The sequence below is a fragment of the Streptomyces sp. NPDC032091 genome (genome assembly GCF_055580265.1).
Genome location: NZ_JBVILR010000008.1, coordinates 243,471 through 258,844, shown reverse-complemented (window position 1 = coordinate 258,844; position 15,374 = coordinate 243,471). Strand labels below are relative to the sequence as shown.

At 75.0% G+C, this 15,374-nt stretch carries 14 protein-coding genes; 6 read left to right on the top strand and 8 right to left on the bottom strand.

Going from position 1 to position 15,374, the window contains the following annotated elements; translation table 11 throughout:
• Positions 1-62 precede the first annotated feature (62 nt).
• The gene (locus ACZ5NJ_RS16260; protein WP_468765527.1) at positions 63-674 is read left to right on the top strand and encodes a GPP34 family phosphoprotein; all 612 of its coding nucleotides are present in this window, start codon (positions 63-65) and stop codon (positions 672-674) included.
• Between the two features lie 15 nt (positions 675-689).
• On the opposite strand, the gene ACZ5NJ_RS16255 is transcribed toward ACZ5NJ_RS16260, so the two are convergent.
• Positions 690-1,595: a Vgb family protein gene (locus tag ACZ5NJ_RS16255; RefSeq protein ID WP_468765526.1), complete on the bottom strand. Its 906-nt coding sequence runs from the start codon at positions 1,593-1,595 to the stop codon at positions 690-692.
• A gap of 69 nt (positions 1,596-1,664) precedes the next feature.
• On the opposite strand from ACZ5NJ_RS16255, the gene ACZ5NJ_RS16250 reads away from it, so the two are divergent.
• Both ACZ5NJ_RS16250 and ACZ5NJ_RS16245 read left to right on the top strand, forming a co-directional pair.
• The gene (locus ACZ5NJ_RS16250; RefSeq protein ID WP_468765525.1) at positions 1,665-2,348 is read left to right on the top strand and encodes a TetR/AcrR family transcriptional regulator; all 684 of its coding nucleotides are present in this window, start codon (positions 1,665-1,667) and stop codon (positions 2,346-2,348) included.
• Positions 2,349-2,514: 166 nt separating this feature from the next.
• Positions 2,515-3,714, top strand: coding sequence for an enoyl-[acyl-carrier-protein] reductase FabV (locus tag ACZ5NJ_RS16245; RefSeq protein ID WP_468765524.1), 1,200 nt, complete (start codon positions 2,515-2,517; stop codon positions 3,712-3,714).
• A gap of 25 nt (positions 3,715-3,739) precedes the next feature.
• On the opposite strand, the gene ACZ5NJ_RS16240 is transcribed toward ACZ5NJ_RS16245, so the two are convergent.
• From ACZ5NJ_RS16240 to ACZ5NJ_RS16215, 6 genes are all read right to left on the bottom strand, one after another.
• Complete coding sequence (locus ACZ5NJ_RS16240; protein ID WP_468765562.1) at positions 3,740-5,152, bottom strand: sensor histidine kinase; 1,413 nt, start codon at positions 5,150-5,152, stop codon at positions 3,740-3,742.
• A 109-nt stretch (positions 5,153-5,261) separates the two neighbouring features.
• Positions 5,262-5,987, bottom strand: coding sequence for a response regulator transcription factor (locus ACZ5NJ_RS16235; protein ID WP_468765523.1), 726 nt, complete (start codon positions 5,985-5,987; stop codon positions 5,262-5,264).
• A gap of 18 nt (positions 5,988-6,005) precedes the next feature.
• Positions 6,006-6,755, bottom strand: a complete 750-nt coding sequence (locus tag ACZ5NJ_RS16230; protein WP_468765522.1) for a hypothetical protein — start codon at positions 6,753-6,755, stop codon at positions 6,006-6,008.
• A 32-nt stretch (positions 6,756-6,787) separates the two neighbouring features.
• Positions 6,788-8,005: an ABC transporter permease gene (locus ACZ5NJ_RS16225; RefSeq protein ID WP_468765521.1), complete on the bottom strand. Its 1,218-nt coding sequence runs from the start codon at positions 8,003-8,005 to the stop codon at positions 6,788-6,790.
• Positions 8,002-8,877 carry an ABC transporter ATP-binding protein gene (locus tag ACZ5NJ_RS16220; protein WP_468765520.1) on the bottom strand — a complete coding sequence of 292 codons (876 nt, stop codon included), beginning with the start codon at positions 8,875-8,877 and terminating at the stop codon, positions 8,002-8,004. Before ACZ5NJ_RS16220 ends, ACZ5NJ_RS16225 begins: the two co-directional genes overlap by 4 nt.
• Positions 8,874-10,223, bottom strand: a complete 1,350-nt coding sequence (locus ACZ5NJ_RS16215) for an efflux RND transporter periplasmic adaptor subunit (RefSeq protein ID WP_468765519.1) — start codon at positions 10,221-10,223, stop codon at positions 8,874-8,876. The genes ACZ5NJ_RS16220 and ACZ5NJ_RS16215 overlap by 4 nt, the downstream gene beginning before the upstream one ends.
• A 265-nt stretch (positions 10,224-10,488) precedes the next feature.
• Here ACZ5NJ_RS16215 and ACZ5NJ_RS16210 point away from each other — a divergent pair, with 265 nt between their 5' ends.
• A complete protein-coding gene (locus tag ACZ5NJ_RS16210) occupies positions 10,489-11,052 on the top strand; it encodes a hypothetical protein (RefSeq protein ID WP_468765518.1) in 564 nt (187 codons plus the stop codon).
• A 90-nt stretch (positions 11,053-11,142) separates the two neighbouring features.
• Here ACZ5NJ_RS16210 and ACZ5NJ_RS16205 read toward each other — a convergent pair whose 3' ends face one another.
• Positions 11,143-12,537 (bottom strand): aminotransferase-like domain-containing protein, encoded by a 1,395-nt coding sequence (locus ACZ5NJ_RS16205; RefSeq protein ID WP_468765517.1) that lies wholly within the window; start codon positions 12,535-12,537, stop codon positions 11,143-11,145.
• Positions 12,538-12,613: 76 nt separating this feature from the next.
• On the opposite strand from ACZ5NJ_RS16205, the gene ACZ5NJ_RS16200 reads away from it, so the two are divergent.
• Together ACZ5NJ_RS16200 and ACZ5NJ_RS16195 are read left to right on the top strand one after the other, a co-directional pair.
• Positions 12,614-13,276 (top strand): LysE family translocator, encoded by a 663-nt coding sequence (locus tag ACZ5NJ_RS16200; protein ID WP_468765515.1) that lies wholly within the window; start codon positions 12,614-12,616, stop codon positions 13,274-13,276.
• A 40-nt stretch (positions 13,277-13,316) separates the two neighbouring features.
• Complete coding sequence (locus tag ACZ5NJ_RS16195; protein WP_468765514.1) at positions 13,317-15,353, top strand: exo-alpha-sialidase; 2,037 nt, start codon at positions 13,317-13,319, stop codon at positions 15,351-15,353.
• Positions 15,354-15,374: the final 21 nt, after the last annotated feature.

The following is a 15,374-nucleotide window of genomic DNA, read 5'->3' as shown; positions in this document are numbered from 1 at the left end:
GCTCCTCGCCCGGAGGGGTCCGCTGCGCCTACCATCGTGGATGTCTGCGAGGGGAGCCGTTCATGAGCACGGCGAAGGACCTGTTCGTCATCGCGCTGGACCCGGAGGCCGAACGGCCCGTGGGGCAGGGCGATCTGTCGCTCGCCCTCGCGGGGGCGGAGCTGATCGATCTGATCGAGGCGCGGACCGTCACCCTGGACGGCGACCGCATCGTCCCGGGCGGGACGGGGGCTCCCGCCGACCGCCTCCTGGCCGACGCGGCGTCCGCCCTCACCCGGCACGCGCCCTACGAGCGGGTCGAGGACTGGCTGTGGCGGCGGGGCCATGAGCTGGCCGCCGCCTACCTGGCCGCCCTGGAGGAGGACGGGCAGCTCGTCCGCACCCGTGGCGGCCGCTCGCCGTTCGGGGCCGACCGGGTGGAACCGGCCGACACCGCCGACCGCCGGCTCGCCCTCGACCGCCGCGCACGCAACGAACCCGTGCTCGCCGTCCTCGCCGCGGCCGTGGGCCTCGACGACACCCGGCCCGAGGCCGAGGCCGAGGCGGACCCCGGCGACGAGGCGGTCACCACCGTCCTGGCCGTCGTCCACGACGCGGTGATGGAACTGGAGGCCGTACGCCAGAGGCGGTCGATCGAGAACGCGGCCTTCGCCAACATCTGGCGCGCCCCCTGACCCTGCCCCGCGGGGTCAGGGCCGCCAACGGGCGATGGCGCCCGCCTCCAGGGCGACGTACAGGGCCCCTTCGGGACCGAAGGCGAGGCCGTGCGGTTCGGGCGCGGGGGAGGGGGCGCCGGGGATCGCGGTGGTGGGCAGCGGATGGCCGGTGACCCGGCCGTCCGGGGTGATCCGGCCGAGCCGGCCCGTCCCCCACTCGGTGTACCAGCAACCGCCGTCGCTCCCCGCGACGACGGCGTGCGGGCGGCAGCCGGGGTCCGCGAGCGGGTACTCGGTGAGCGTCCCGTCCGGGAGGATCCGGCCGATGCGGCCGGCGCCGATCTCGGTGAACCACACCGCCCCGTCCGGGCCCGCGGCGATGCCGACGGGTGCGGCGCCCGGGGTGGGCAGCGGGTACAGCGCGACCTCCCCGTCGCAGGTGATGCGGCCGACGGCACCGGCCCGGTTGAGGGTGAACCACAACGCCCCGTCGGCGCCCGCGGTGATGAAGGAGGGGAACGCCTCCTCGACGGGCAGGGGGAAGGCGGAGACCTGCCCGTCGACGGTGATCCGGCCGATCCGCCCGGTCTGCGTCTCGGTGAACCAGAGCGCGCCGTCAGGACCGGTGGTGATGCCGAACGGGGCGCAGCCGGGGGTGAGTTCGTGGCTGGAATGGGTGCCGTCGACGGCGATGCGGCCGATCCGGTGGTCGCGCATCCGGGTGAACCAGAGGGCGCCGTCCGGGCCCGCGGTGATCACGGAGGGGCCGGATTCGGGCGCGCCGAGCGGGTACACCGCGCTCTGCCCGTCGGGGTGGAGGCGCAGGACCGCCCCCGTGTGGACGAGCGTCGCCCACAGGGCGCCGTCGGGTCCGGCGGTGATGCCGTAGGGGCCGGCCGCCCCGGGGACGGGGTGCAGGGTGAAACGGTGCTCGGTCATCGGGCTCCTTCCGGTGACGGGCTGCCAGGAGAACCCTTAAAGCTACGGATGTTGCGTTAGGATCGTGGCATGGACTCCACCAGCCCCGCAAGTGACACCCCCGCAGGCACCCCTTCCGCCGGCTCCCGGCCCGGCGGCCGCAGCGCCCGCGTCCGGGCCCAGGTTCTGGAGGCCACCGGCCGCCGACTGGTCGAGCAGGGCTACGACGCGCTGACCGTGGACTCCGTCGCGGAGGCCGCCGGAGTGCACCGCACGACGGTCTACCGGCGCTGGCACGACGTCGGCGGACTCCTGGCCGACCTGCTGGAGGCCGCCGCGGACGACGCCTGGCGGCCCGCCGACACCGGTTCCCTGGAGGGCGACCTGACGGCCCTGAACCAGGAGGTCCTCGACGCGGTGGCCGCCGAACCCTCGCTGACCACGGCCCTGATCGCGGCCTCCTTCCGCTCCGCCGAGGCGGCCCGCGCCCTGCGCGCCTTCTGGGAGGACCGCTACGCCCGCTCGGCCGAGGTCGTCACCCGGGCCGTCGAGCGGGGCGAGGCCCCGCCGGGGACCATGGCGCGGCCCCTGCTGATCGCGGCCACCGCGCCGCTCTACCAGGAGCTGGTGCTGCTGGGCTCGGCGCCGGACCCTGCCCTGCCCGCCGCGGCCGCCCGCACCGCCGCCCTCGCCGCCCGGGCGGGCGCCTTCACGCCGCCCACGGGCGCGCTCACGCCGCCGACGCGCGCGCTCACGCCGCCGACGGAGGCCTGAACCCGCGCGCCTGTCAATCGCCGCAGGCCACAAGGGGCGGCCGCCGGATGCGTGACGGATTGTCATAAACGTGCGACCGAGCGCTGGATACGCTCGGTGACATCGGACGGCCGCACCAGGACTTCGGTGCCCCCGTCCGCCACGCCCCCGACTGAACGGACCCTTCGTGAGCCCTCGCCGGATCGAGCCCAAGCAGCGCGGCTTCCTCATCGTCAACTCCCACCCCGAGGGCGCCGCGCGGACGGTGCACCGCACGTGGGACGCCATCGCGCCCCGCACCGACGGCCGCCGCCCGGTCGCGCTGGTCCTGGGGCACTCCGCCGGGTACGGACTCGCCACCCTCCTGACCGGCCTGCGCCGGCACGGCATCCGCGGCATCGGCGTCGCCTACGAGACCCCCGACACCGGCCGCCGCACCGCGAGCGCCGGCTGGTACCGCACCGCGGCCACCGCCGAGCTCGCCGCCGCACACGGCCACGACATCCGCTTCGTGAACACCGATGCCTTCTCCGCCGACGCCAAGACCCACGTCGCGGACCTGCTGGCCGAGCACTACGGGCCGGTCGACCACCTCGTCTACAGCCTCGCCGCACCCCGCCGTACCGACCCGGCCACCGGCGAGGTCCACCACTCGGTCATCAAACCGCTCGGCGCCGCCTACGAAGCCCCCGCGCTGGACTTCTCCGGCCCCGAGCCGAGTGTCTCCGGGGCCCGCATCGAACCCGGCACCGACGAGGAGACCCGGGCGACCGTCGCGGTCATGGGCGGCGACGACTGGGACCTCTGGGTCCGCGCCCTCGCCTCCCGCGGACTCCTCGCCGAGGGGTTCACCACCGTCGCCCTGACCTACGTCGGCTCCGAAGTCACCGCCCCCGTCTACCGGCAGGGCACCATCGGCGCGGCCAAGGCGCACCTGGAACGCACCGCCCGCGCCCTCGACGACTCCCCCCTCCTCAAGGAGAAGGGGGGCCGCGCCTTCACCGTCGTGGCGGGCGCCGCCGTCACCCAGGCCTCCAGCGCCATCCCCTCCATCGCCCTCTACACCGCCTTCCTGCGCACCGTCCTCGGCGGCGGCTTCCGCACCACCGCCGAGCAGGCCGCCGACCTGTGGGACCAGCTCGAAGGCCGCAGCCCCCTCGTCCTCGACGAGGAGGGGCGGATCCGCCTCGACGGCTGGGAACTGGACGGTGCCGTCCAGGACCGCGTCCGCGAACTGTGGGCCGACCCGCGCAGCGCCCTGAGGGCCTCCCGCTCCGGCGCCGACTGGTTCATGGACGAGGTCAGGGCCCTGTACGGCTGGGGCGTCGACTCCGTCGACTACGACCGGCCGGCCGAGACCGACATCCCCTGGCCGGCGCCGCGGTAGGGGGCACACGGCGGCCGGGCCGACGTCAGGGGGCGGCGGCGCGCAGCCGTACCCGGAACACCGCCCCCCGGCCCGGCGCCGTCTCCAGGTCCAGGTCGCCGCCGTGCGCGTGGACGAGCGCGGAGGCGATGGCCAGGCCGAGGCCGGCCCCGCCGCCCGCCTGGCGGCTACGGGAGGCGTCCACCCGGTAGAACCGCTCGAACACCCGGGCCGCCTGCTCCGCGGTCAGCCCCGGCCCCCGGTCGGCGACTTCGATCACCGGGCGCCCGTCCACCACGCCCACCCCGACGCGTACCGGCGAGCCCCCGGGCGTGTGCGCGACGGCGTTGCCGACCAGGTTCGCCACCACCTGGCGCAGCCGTGCCTCGTCGCCCTCCACCGGAGCCGGGCCCGGCGGGCCGAGACCGCCCGGCCCGGTCAGCGTCACCTCGCGCGCCGGATCCAGGGCCCGGATGTCGTGCAGGGCGTCCACCGCGAGGGTGCGCAGGTCCATCGGGGCCAGCTCCAGTGGGCGCTGCTCGTCCATCCGGACCAGGGTGAGCAGGTCCTCCACCAGCGCGCCGAGGCGTACGGCCTCGCTCTCGATCCGGGCCATGGTCCGCGTGACGTCCGCCTCCCCGGTGAGGGCGCCCATACGGTACAGCTCGGCGAAGCCGCGGATCCCCGCCAGCGGCGTGCGCAGCTCGTGGCCGGCGTCCGCGACGAAGCGCCGCATCCGGGTCTCCGACGCCGTGCGGGCCGCGAACGCCGCCTCGATCTGCGTGAGCATGCCGTTGAGGGCGATGCTCAGCCGGCCGGTCTCGGTCCGGGGCGAGGCGCCGGGGATACGGTGCGAGAGTGGGCGGCCGGCGGAGATCTCGGCGGCGGTCTCCTCGATGCGCCGCAGCGGCCGCAGCCCCGCCCGCACGGCGAACCAGCCGGCCACCGCCAGCACCAGGGACACCACGACCCCGATGATCCGGAAGGCGTCCTCCAGGCTGTCGAGCGTGGAGGTCACGTCGTCCAGCGGAGCCGCGACCACCACCCCCGCGGGGAGCGCCGCGTCGTCCCCGTCCACCGGGACGATCAGCACCCACCAGGTGCCGTCACCGTGGTCGCTCGGCACCTCGAACGGCTTCCCGGTCCGCGCGCGCAGCCCCGACGCGTCCATCGCGGGCCACAGCGGACCGGGGTCCCCGGCCGCCACGGGCTGGCGCAGCGGCTGAGACACCGTCCCGTCCGCCCCGGCGAAGGCCATCACGTACTGGCTCGGCAGCCAGGCCCGGCCGCCGGCCGAGTGCCCGGCGTGCGGCTGCGGCAGCCCCTCGGCCCGCACCCGGTGGGCCATCGAGTCGCCGAACCGCTGGAGCTGCTGGTCCACCCGGCCCAGCAGCTGGGCCCGTACGGAACCCAGCACCACGGTGTCGCTGACCGCCAGCCCCAGCGCGACCAGGACCATCGACAGCGCCACGAGCCGGGCCCGCAGCGACAGGGCGGCGAGCGGGCTCGCGAGCCGCCGCAGCAGCGGCCGCACCCGAGGCGGCCGCGGGGGAGCGCTCCGTGCCACGTCAGGCCTGCGGGCGCCGCAGCACGTACCCGATGCCGCGCACGGTGTGGATGAGCTTGGGCGCACCCTGCGCACCCGAATCCACCTTGCGGCGCAGGTAGGAGATGTACGACTCGACGATGCTGAGGTCACCGCCGAAGTCGTACGCCCAGACGTGTTCGAGGATCTGCATCTTGGACAGCACCCGGTCGGGGTGGGCCATGAGGTACGCGAGCAGCCTGAACTCGGTGGGGGAGAGCGACACGGGCCTGCCGCCCCGCAGCACCTGGTGCCCCACCGGGTCCAGTTCGAGGTCGCCCGCCCGCAGTCGGCCGTCCCCGCCCGGAGTGCCGGTACGGCGCAGGATCGCCCGGATCCGGGCGATCAGCTCCTCCAGACTGAACGGCTTGGTGACGTAGTCGTCGCCCCCGGCCGTCAGCCCGCTGATCTTGTCGTCCACCCCGTCCTTCGCCGTGAGGAACAGCACGGGCAGCTGGTCGGCGCCCGGCCCGGTACCGGCCGCCTCGCGCAGCCGCCGCACCACGGCGAAACCGCTGATGTCGGGCAGCATGACGTCGAGCACCACCAGGTCCGGCCGTTCCTCGGAGACCGCGGCGAGGGCGTCCCCGCCGGTGGCCGCCGAGGTGACCTTGAAGCCGACGAAGCGCAGGGAGGCCGCCAGCAGCTCCCGGATGTTGGGTTCGTCGTCGACGACGAGCAGGCTCGCTTCGGGCACGGCCGAATCCATGCGGTCCTCCCTCTCGGCTCAGCCCCGGCCGCCGCCCGCGAAGCCTCCTGCGCCGCCCTGGGCGACGGAGGCCGCGGCGACGTCGCCGGAGGCGTCCTGGGTGCCGCGGACGGTGACGGTCTGACCCGGCTGGAGGTCGGACACCTTGCCGCTCTTGGCCTCGGTGATCTGGGTGTCGGTGGATGTGGTGACACGGACGACGCCGCCCTGCGCGTCGGTGACGTACAAGGTGGTGCCGTCGACGAGCTTCACCGTACCGGTGGTCACCCCCGCCCCGGCGCCCGGGCCGCCGGAAGCACCCGCGAACCCCTGCCGCTGGCCGCGCTGCCCGGTCCCGGAGCCGGTGCCGCCCGGGGAGCCGGATCCCGTCCGGCCCTGGCCGGCGCCGGCCGCGGCGGCGAAGCCGCGGCCCGTCGGGGTGGAGGTCCCCTGGAGGTGGCCCTTCTCCACCAGGACGCCCCCGGTGAAGGCCAGCCCGGCCACCACGCCGCCCGAGAGCGCCAGGGTCAGCCAGGGCATCCGCGCGCGTGGCGGAGCGGAGAGCTCCGCCGAGATGTCCCGGGTGTCCGGGGGCTCGGCGAGGATGTCCTCGGGGTGCCGGGCGTCCGGCTGCGCGTCCGCGCTCGCCTCCGCCTCCGCCTCCGCCTCCGCCTCCACCTCCGCGTCGCCGAGGGTGTCCGCCGAGGCGGTGAACACCTCGGCGAACGGGGTGAACCGCTCCCCGTCGGCCCCGGGGTTCTTCTCCAGTTCGGTGCGGCGTCGTGCCATGTCAGCTTCTCCCTGTTCCCGCGTGTGCCGGCTCACTCGTGCCGCAGCGCTTCGATGGGCCGCAGGCTCGCGGCCCGGTTGGCCGGGTAGCCGCCGAAGAACAGCCCGATCGCCACGGCGATGGCGAAGGCGCCGACGACCGACTCCGGAATGACGACCGGCCTGATGCCGACGATCGTGAAGTGCGAGCCGATCAGTCCGGCCGCGACACCGAGCCCGCCGCCGATCAGCGAGAGCAGCGTCGACTCGGCGAGGAACTGTCCGAGGATGACCCCCCGTGGCGCTCCGATCGCCTTGCGAATGCCGATCTCGCGGGTCCGCTCGGTGACCGTGACCAGCATGATGTTCGTGATCCCGATCCCTCCGACCAGCAGGGAGATCGCGGCGACCGCGCCCAGCAGCACCGTGAACGTCTTGTTCGTCGACTCCTGCGTGGTCAGCAGGGACGCCTGGCTCGACACGCGGAAGTCGAGCGCGGCCGGTTCCTTGATGCCGTGCCGCGCCATCAGCACCGTCGTGATCTCGTTCTGCGCTTCGGTCGTCGCCTGCGCGGACTGGGCCTCGACGAGGATCTGGCCGACCGAGCCGAAGCCGGTGAAGGCGTTCTGCACGGTGGGCAGTGGGGCGACGACCACGTCGTCCGGATCCTGGAACCCGGTGCCGCCCTTGGTGGTGAGCACCCCGGCGACGGTGAACGGCGTGCCGCCGAGGACGATCTTCCTGCCGACCGGGTCGGCCGTGCCGAACAGGTCGGCGGCGGTCGTAGAACCGATGACGGCGACCTTCCGGGACGCCAGGACGTCGTCGTTGCCGAAGTAGTCCCCCTTGGCCACCTTGCTGTTGGAGGCCTTGAAGTACGCCGGGTACGTGCCGACGACCTGGCCGACGGTGTGCGAGGTGCCCTCGTACAACGCGGTCTGCGAGGTGGTGACCTCGGGGGCCACCGACTCGATGTGCGGTGCCGCCGAGGCGTCGGCGAGCGCCCGGGCGTCCTCGACGGTCAGCGGCTTGGCCGCGGTGGCGGAGCCGGAGCGCCCGCCGCCGAACCCGCCGCCGGGGGAGACGGTCAGGGCGTTGGTGCCGAGCTTCTCGATGGACTCCCTCACCGCCTGGGAGGAGCCGTTGCCGACGGCGAGGAGCAGGATCACCGCCGCGACGCCGATCAGCACGCCCAGCATGGTCAGCGCGGAGCGCACCTTGTTCGCCGCGAGGCCGCCGAAGGCGAAGCGCAGCGTCTGGAACGGGTTCACCGCGCGCCTCCCGCCACCGGGCGCCGCTCGCGCAGGGCGGGCGGCGGTCCCGCCACGGGCGCCTGCCGGACGTCCTCGACGATCCGCCCGTCCACCAGGCGCAGGACCCGCTTGGCGTGCCGGGCCACCTCGTCTTCGTGGGTGATGAGGACGACGGTGCGGCCCGAGGCGTTGAGCCGGTCCACCAGGGTCAGGACCTCCTCGGTGCTGTGGCTGTCCAGGTTCCCGGTCGGTTCGTCCGCGAGGAGCATGGCGGGCGCGGTCACCAGGGCCCGGGCCACGGCCACGCGCTGCTGCTGGCCGCCGGAGAGTTCGTTGGGCCGGTGGTGCAGCCGGTCCGCCAGGCCCACCAGGGTGAGCGCGGCCTCCGCGCGCCGGCGCCGCTCGGCGGCCCTGACCCCCGCGTACGCCAGCGGCAGTTCGACCTGGGCGACCGCGGTGGTGCGGGGCACCAGGTTGAAGGACTGGAACACGAAACCGATCTTCCGGTTGCGCACCAGCGACAGCTGGTGCTCGTCCAGGCCGCCCACGTCGATCCCGTCGAGCAGGTAGCGGCCCGAGGTGGGGACGTCCAGGCAGCCGAAGATGTTCATCAGGGTGGACTTGCCCGATCCCGAGCTCCCCATGACGGCGACGAAGTCGCCCTGCTCGATCGTCAGGTCGACCCCCGGGCGCCGCCCGGTGGCGGGGTCGGCGGGACCGCCGAGGGCGCGGACGGCCGCGTCGCCGTGCCCGTACGTCTTGAGCAGCGAGCGGACCTCTATCACGGGCGGCACGGGCACGGGTGGCACGGGCCGGCCGCCCGGCCGGGTGTCCGCGGCGCCGGGCGGCCCCGCGGGGCGGGTCCGGCGCGGCCACAGCGGCGGCGTCATCCGCGGCCACCCCCGCCCCCGCCGCTGCGGACGCCGCCGCCGGAGCCCCCGGAGCTGCCGGAGGCCCCGGTCCCACCGCGGCCGCGGCCGGCGCCGCCGGCGCCCCCGGGGAAGGCCCCGGTCGGGAAGCCGCCGTTGCCGGCCGAGGACACGGCGGCGAGCTGCACCTGCTGGCCCTCGCTCAGCCCGCTGAGGATCTGGTCCGTACCGTCGCCCTCCAGGCCCACGGTCACGGGCGTGCGCCGCGTGGTGCCGTCCGCCTGCACGACGGTGACGGAGCGGTTCGCGCCGGTGCCCGAGACGGCGGCCGTGGGGACGGACAGTGCGCCGGAGGCCTCGCCGACGACCACCTGGATGCTGGTGCTGAGCCCGCTGCGCAGGTCGTCGGTGGGGCTCGTGATGTTCAGGGTGGCCGCGTACTGCACGGCGCTCGCGCCGCCCGCCCCGCCCCCGCCGGAGGAGCCGCTGCTGACGGGCAGCGAGCTGACGGACAGCACCTGGGCGTTGAGGGTCCTGCCGGACATCGCGTTGAGGGTGACCGTGGCGGGCTGGCCCGGCTTGAGCCTCAGGGCATCGGCCTCGGAGAAGTTCGCCGTCACCTGCATGCCCGAGGGGTTGGTCAGCACCACGAACCCGGACAGGGAGGAGGAGGCCGCGGACGAGGCGGAGGCCGAGCCCCCGCCCCCGTTGCCGCCGCTGCTGCCGCCGTTGCCCGTCCCGGTGCCGTTCGTGCCCGGGACGGTGTCCCCGGACCTGGCGGAGACGGAGGCGACCGTACCGGCGACCGGGGCCTTCAGCACGGTCCCGTCGACGGCGCGCTGCGCGGCGTCCACGGCGTTCTGGGCCTGGGTGAGCTGGGCGTGGGCCTGGGCCAGCTGCGCCGGATCCACGGTGGGGGCCGGTGCCGGGGCGGACCCGGTGCGCGAGGACGAGCCGCCGCCCGAGGTGACGGGGGTCTGTCCGGCCTCCGCCTTGGCCAGGTTCGCCTGCGCGGCCGTCAGCGAGGCCTCGGCCTGCGCCAGCGTCTCCTTCACGGCGGTCGCGTCCACCCTGCCGAGCACCTGGCCCGCGGTGACCTTGTCGCCCGCCTTGACGTCCACCTCGCTGAGCCGGCCGCCGGTGGTGAAGTTCACCCCCGCGTCGTTGGGCGAACTCAGGGAACCCGAGCCGGAGACGGTCGCGAGGACGGTGCCCTTGGTGACCGTGGCGGTCCGCGCACCGCCGCGCGCGGGGCCGTCACCGCCACCGGTCACCGCCGCGTAGGCACCGCCGACGCCCGCGAGGACGGCCACTGCGAGCGTCGAGTTGATCAGGACGGCCCTGCGCCGCCGGGGGAGCACCTTCATGGAGGGGATGCTGGATGCCCGCGCTTTGGAGGTTCTGGGAACTTCCTGGGAGTTCCCTGGGAGCCGGACTCCCGGCCGAACCGGACGTACGGCCATGAACGGTGCACAACACCCGGCCTCCGGGCCGTTCCGGGTGCCGTCGCCCGGCCCGTTCCCAGGCAACTCCCAGCGGGCGCCCGGCCCGCTCCCACGTCCGTACGGTTCAGTTCCGGTCGCCGGTGTGCCCGAGCCGCCGGCCGACCGAGGCCCCGAGGAGACCACGGACATGCCCTGGACCACCACCGGCCCCACCTCCCGGGCGGCCCTGTCCGCCGTACTCCTCGCGGTGTCCGGGGCGTTGCTCGCGGGCTGCGCCTCGGGGCACGGCGGCGCGGCGCGAGCGGCGGCCGGAGCCTCGTCCGCCGCACCGTCGCCGGGCGCCACGTCGATGGACGCCTACCGCCAGTGCCTGGCGCAGCACGGCGTCACGGCGGCCCCCCGGCCGAGCGGTTCGCACGGCCCTGGCGGCTGGGGCGGGGGCTCCCGGGGCCCCGGCCGCGGACCGTCCGCCGACCCGCAGCGGCAGGAGGCCGCACAGGCGTGCGCGAGCCTGCGCCCCGCGTTCGGGGGCGGCCGCGCGGGCGGCGGAGACGGCAGCGCCATGAAGGCGTTCACGAGCTGCCTCAAGGACCACGGCGTGGCCCTGCCGTCCGCCTCACCGAACGCGCCGGGCACACGCGGCTTCCCGACCTCCGACCCGGCGTCGGCCCAGGCCTTCGAGACCTGCAAGGCCCTGCTGCCCCAGCGCCCCCGCACCACCCCCACGCCCGGCACAAGCCCGTCCGCCTGACGGGACCCGGTCTCGGCCGCCGGGAAACAACGTCAGGGCTCCCGGCGGCGGACCGCAGCCTCCGGCCGGTCGGCCGGCGACGGCCCCGGGTCAGTACAGGAGGTCCTCCGGCGTGCCGCCGGCCGTCCGGGCGAGGGTCTCCAGGGCTCCGGTCAGCACGGGGAGCGGCGGTGAGGCGAGCCCGACCCGCACCGCGGACGGGCTGGTCCGGCCGTCGACCGCGAACGCCGCGGCGGGCGTGACGGCGATGCCCTGGCGGGCGGCGGCCGCGACGAACGTCTCCGCGCGCCAGGCCGGTGGAAGTTCCCACCAGACGTAGTACGAGCACGGGTCGGACCGCAGGGTCTGTCCCGCCAGGATGCTGCGGGCGAGCCGCTGGCGCCGCGCCGCGTCGGCACGTTTGGCCGCCACGATCGCGGCCACCGTGCCGTCGCCGATCCAGCGGACCGCCGCTTCGAGGGCGAAACCGCTCGGCGTCCAGCCGCCGGAGCGCAGCGCGGCCGTCACGGAGGCGCGGAACCGGGCCGGGACGACGGCGAATCCGGTGGTCAGCCCGGGGGCGGCGCGCTTGGACAGGCTGTCGACGAGGACGGTCCACTCCGGTGCGAGCGCTGCCATCGCAGGGGTGCCGGGCCGCAGGAAGGACCAGATCGCGTCCTCGACGAGGGGCAGGCCGAGGCGCTCCAGTGTCGCGGCGAGCGCGTGGCGGCGTTCCGGCGCGAGGGTGGCCCCGAGGGGGTTGTGGAGGCGCGGCTGGAGGTAGAGCGCCTGCAGGGGGGTGGCCCGGTGGACGGCCGGCAGGGCGTCGGGGAGCAGGCCGTCCGCGTCCGTCGGGAGGGGGACGAGCGTGATGCCGAGGCGTTGCGCGAGTGCCTTGACCACGGGGTAGGTGAGCGCCTCGACGCCCAGGCGCTGGCCGGGCGACACGAGTGCGGTCAGGGCGGCGGCGATGGCCTGGCGGCCGTTGGCGGCGAACAGCACGTCGTCGGCGGCCGCCCGCCAGGTGGCCCCGCCGCCTGCCCCGCCACCCGCCGCGTCGCCTGCCCCCTCGCCGGCCGCCGCGTCGGTGCCGGAGGCGAGCGAGGCGAAGGCCCCTCGGGCGACGTCCGTTCCCGCCGCGCCGACCGGCCGGAGCGCGGCGTCCAGCGCATCCGCCCGCAGCATCGGCGCGAGCCCGGTGGCGAGCAGGGCGGACTGCTCCGGGACGACCGGGTAGTTGAGCTCCAGGTCGACCCGGGCGACGGCGGGCTCGGCGAGCGCCACGCCCGGCGTGCCACGGCCCGCCCGTACGAAGGTGCCGCGGCCGACCTCGCCCACGACCAGCCCGCGCCGGACCAGTTCGCGGTAGACCCGGCCGGCCGTGGACCCGGCGATGCCGTGCCGGCGCGCGAAGGCGCGCTGCGTCGGGAGCTGCTCGCCGGGACGCAGCCGCCCGTCGGCGATGGACGCCGCGATCTCGTCGGCGATCACACGGTAGTCCTCCATCGGGACATCCCTCCTCATTGCACCGAGTGCAAAGTCATTATTGCACCGACCCGGTCGGCGCCCCTAGCCTCGCCGCATGGACGCACTCACCTCCGCCGTCGACCTGTCGGGCGTGCTCGGGATCGCCGCCGTGGCGACCGGCATGGTCCTCACGCCGGGACCGAACATGCTCTACCTGGTCTCCCGCTCCCTCACGCAGGGCCGCCGCGCGGGGCTGATGTCCCTGGCCGGGGTCGTCCTCGGCTTCCTGGTCTACCTCACCGCCGTGACCGCGGGCATCGCCACCGTGTTCGCCGTCGTACCGCTCCTGTACACCGCGATCAAACTCGCCGGCGCCGCCTACCTGCTCTGGCTGGCCTGGCAGGCCGTCAAGCCGGGCGGCGCCGCCGTCTTCTCACCGCAGGAGCTGCCCGCCGACTCCCCGCGCAAGCTCGTCACCATGGGCTTCCTCACCTGCCTGCTCAACCCCAAGATCGCCGTCATGTACCTCTCGCTGCTGCCGCAGTTCGTCGTCCCGGAGCGCGGCCACGTCGCACAGCAGAGCTTCCTGCTGGGTCTGACGCAGATCGCCGTCGCCGTCACCGGCAACGCCCTCGTGGCGATGAGCGCGGGCGGCATCGCCGCCTTCCTCGCCCGGCGCCCCGGCTGGCTGCGGATCCAGCGGTACGTCATGGGCACGGTCCTCGCGGGCCTGGCCCTGAACATCGCCGCGGACCGGGCGAAGGCCGTCGCCGCCTGAGCCCGTACGGTTCCTTGATCATTCCCGTACCCTTCGCCCGGTGAGAGACAACAGAACGGACATTCGACGCGGGCGGGGGCCACGCCGCCCCGCCCTGTTCTTCGCCCTGGTCGCCGCGCTGGTTTCGGCCCTGCTGACCACGGCCGCGCCGGCCGGTGCCGCCGACCTGCCGGGCGCGCGCACCACCCTGTTCTCGGTGAACGAGTCCGGCTACAAGTGCTTCCGCATCCCGAGCCTGGTCCGCGCCGGCAACGGCGACCTGCTCGCCGTCGCCGAGGCCCGGGTCGCCGACTGCTCCGACGTCGGCGACATCGACATCGTGCTGAAGCGCTTCGACCGGCGGACCGGCACGTGGGGAGCGCTCCGGGTGCTCCGCGGCGCCGGGGACTCCGGCGGGTTCGGCAATCCGGTGCCCGCGGTGGACGCGTACTCCGGCCGGATCACCCTCCTCTACATGTACAGCCCGTGGAAGCTCAAGGACGGCAAGCGGGAGCGCGGGGTGCGCGACCTGCGCCGGATCGAGAGCGCCGACAACGGCTTGAACTGGTCGGCGGAGGAGCCCCTGCCGAACCTCAAGGGCGCCGACTGGAACTGGTGGTCGGTCGGGCCCGGCAAGGCCGTCCAGCTGCCCCAGCCCGCCCCGGACAGGCCGGGCCGGCTGATCGTGGCCGGCGAGTACAAGGTCGACGCCGTCCAGGACGCCGGCGGGAAGACCGTCGTACCCGCCTCCGCCGGGGCCCAGTTCTACTTCAGCGACGACGGCGGACGGACCTGGCAGTTCGGCGCCCGTTCCGGCGGGCCGGCCGACAGCGCCACGCCCACCGAGCCCTCGATCGCCCTGCTGTCCGACGGCAGGCTGTACGTCAACGCCCGCTCCCGGAAGATCTGCGACACCGAGGACCGCCGGGTGCACACGGTGCTCCTCCCCGACGCCGCCACGGCGGTCCGCAGCGGCGACCCGGCGACGCCCGTACCGGCGCTGCCCTCGGACACCGTGCCGACCGTCGCCTTCACCCCGGTGCGCGGCCTGGACGCACCGCCGGCCTCCGGCTCACTGCTGCAACTGCCGGGCGGCCCCCTGCTGTTCTCCTCGCCCACCCGGCCGGGCGCCGAATCCAATGACCGCTTCACCCTCGCCATCCGCTCCTCGGACACCGGCGGGACCAGCTGGAGCCGCTCCGGCGGCGTCGTCCACCGGATGCGCGCCGGGTACTCCGACCTGGCGCTGGTGGAGGACGCGCCCGCCCTGAAGGACGACGTCATCGGCATCCTCTACGAGCGGGCCGGCGGAAGCCCGAACGGCTTCCTCGACTACCTCTCCTTCAAGAAGGCGGACCTCGACGCCGCGGCCGAGGACCTGACCCCCTCGCGGACCAGTGACGCGAGCCGCTACAAGAACCACCCGTTCCTCCAGGGCACCCCGACGCCCGGGGAACGCGGCACGGGCCAGGCCTTCGAGTTCTCCGGCAGCGACGGCAACGCCAACACCGTCGACGACTCCGTACGCCTCTCGTGCGAAGAGGAACTCCGGATCGGCGCGGGCGACTTCGCGCTGAGCACCTGGGTCCGGTACGGCGGACCCGACGCCGGGCAGTACCCGGTGATCTCGGGCTACGGCAAGGACACCGCCGACTCCGCGTACGGCATCGAGGTCGTCGGCGGCAGGCTGGTGGGCCGGATCAAGCCCGCCGGGCAGAGCGAGACCACCGTGGCCACGGCCGACTCGTACGCCAACGCCTGGCACCACGTGCTGCTCCAGCGGCAGGCGGGGCAGCTGTCCCTGTGGGTGGACGCCGAGCTCAAGGCCGGCCCGGTCGCCGCCGCCGGCGACTTCACCACCGCCAACGAGGGCTTCTCCTTCCTCATCGGCGCCCGGCCGAGCTACGCGGACGTGACGACCGTCGGCCAGCCCACCGTGTACGGCCATTTCAAGGGCGGGATCGACGAGGTCCGCCTCTACGGGGCGGCCCTGACCGACAGCGAGATCCGGACCGTGAAGGACGGCCAGGACGTCCGCCCGGACGACCTGCTCCTGAAGCTGTCGTTCAGCAGCGTCTGGAAGCCCGCCGCCTCCTGACCCGCCCGGGGACGGGCACCC

Excerpts from the sequence above, each read along its gene's own strand:
- ACZ5NJ_RS16210 (WP_468765518.1), top strand. The coding sequence starts at position 10,489 with ATGCCCTGGACCACCACCGGCCCCACCTCCCGGGCGGCCCTGTCCGCC.
- ACZ5NJ_RS16220 (WP_468765520.1), bottom strand. The coding sequence starts at position 8,877 with ATGACGCCGCCGCTGTGGCCGCGCCGGACCCGCCCCGCGGGGCCGCCC.
- ACZ5NJ_RS16205 (WP_468765517.1), bottom strand. The coding sequence starts at position 12,537 with ATGGAGGACTACCGTGTGATCGCCGACGAGATCGCGGCGTCCATCGCC.
- ACZ5NJ_RS16215 (WP_468765519.1), bottom strand. The coding sequence starts at position 10,223 with ATGAAGGTGCTCCCCCGGCGGCGCAGGGCCGTCCTGATCAACTCGACG.
- ACZ5NJ_RS16260 (WP_468765527.1), top strand. The coding sequence starts at position 63 with ATGAGCACGGCGAAGGACCTGTTCGTCATCGCGCTGGACCCGGAGGCC.
- ACZ5NJ_RS16200 (WP_468765515.1), top strand. The coding sequence starts at position 12,614 with ATGGACGCACTCACCTCCGCCGTCGACCTGTCGGGCGTGCTCGGGATC.
- ACZ5NJ_RS16250 (WP_468765525.1), top strand. The coding sequence starts at position 1,665 with ATGGACTCCACCAGCCCCGCAAGTGACACCCCCGCAGGCACCCCTTCC.
- ACZ5NJ_RS16240 (WP_468765562.1), bottom strand. The coding sequence starts at position 5,152 with ATGGTCCTGGTCGCGCTGGGGCTGGCGGTCAGCGACACCGTGGTGCTG.
- ACZ5NJ_RS16235 (WP_468765523.1), bottom strand. The coding sequence starts at position 5,987 with ATGGATTCGGCCGTGCCCGAAGCGAGCCTGCTCGTCGTCGACGACGAA.
- ACZ5NJ_RS16230 (WP_468765522.1), bottom strand. The coding sequence starts at position 6,755 with ATGGCACGACGCCGCACCGAACTGGAGAAGAACCCCGGGGCCGACGGG.
- ACZ5NJ_RS16255 (WP_468765526.1), bottom strand. The coding sequence starts at position 1,595 with ATGACCGAGCACCGTTTCACCCTGCACCCCGTCCCCGGGGCGGCCGGC.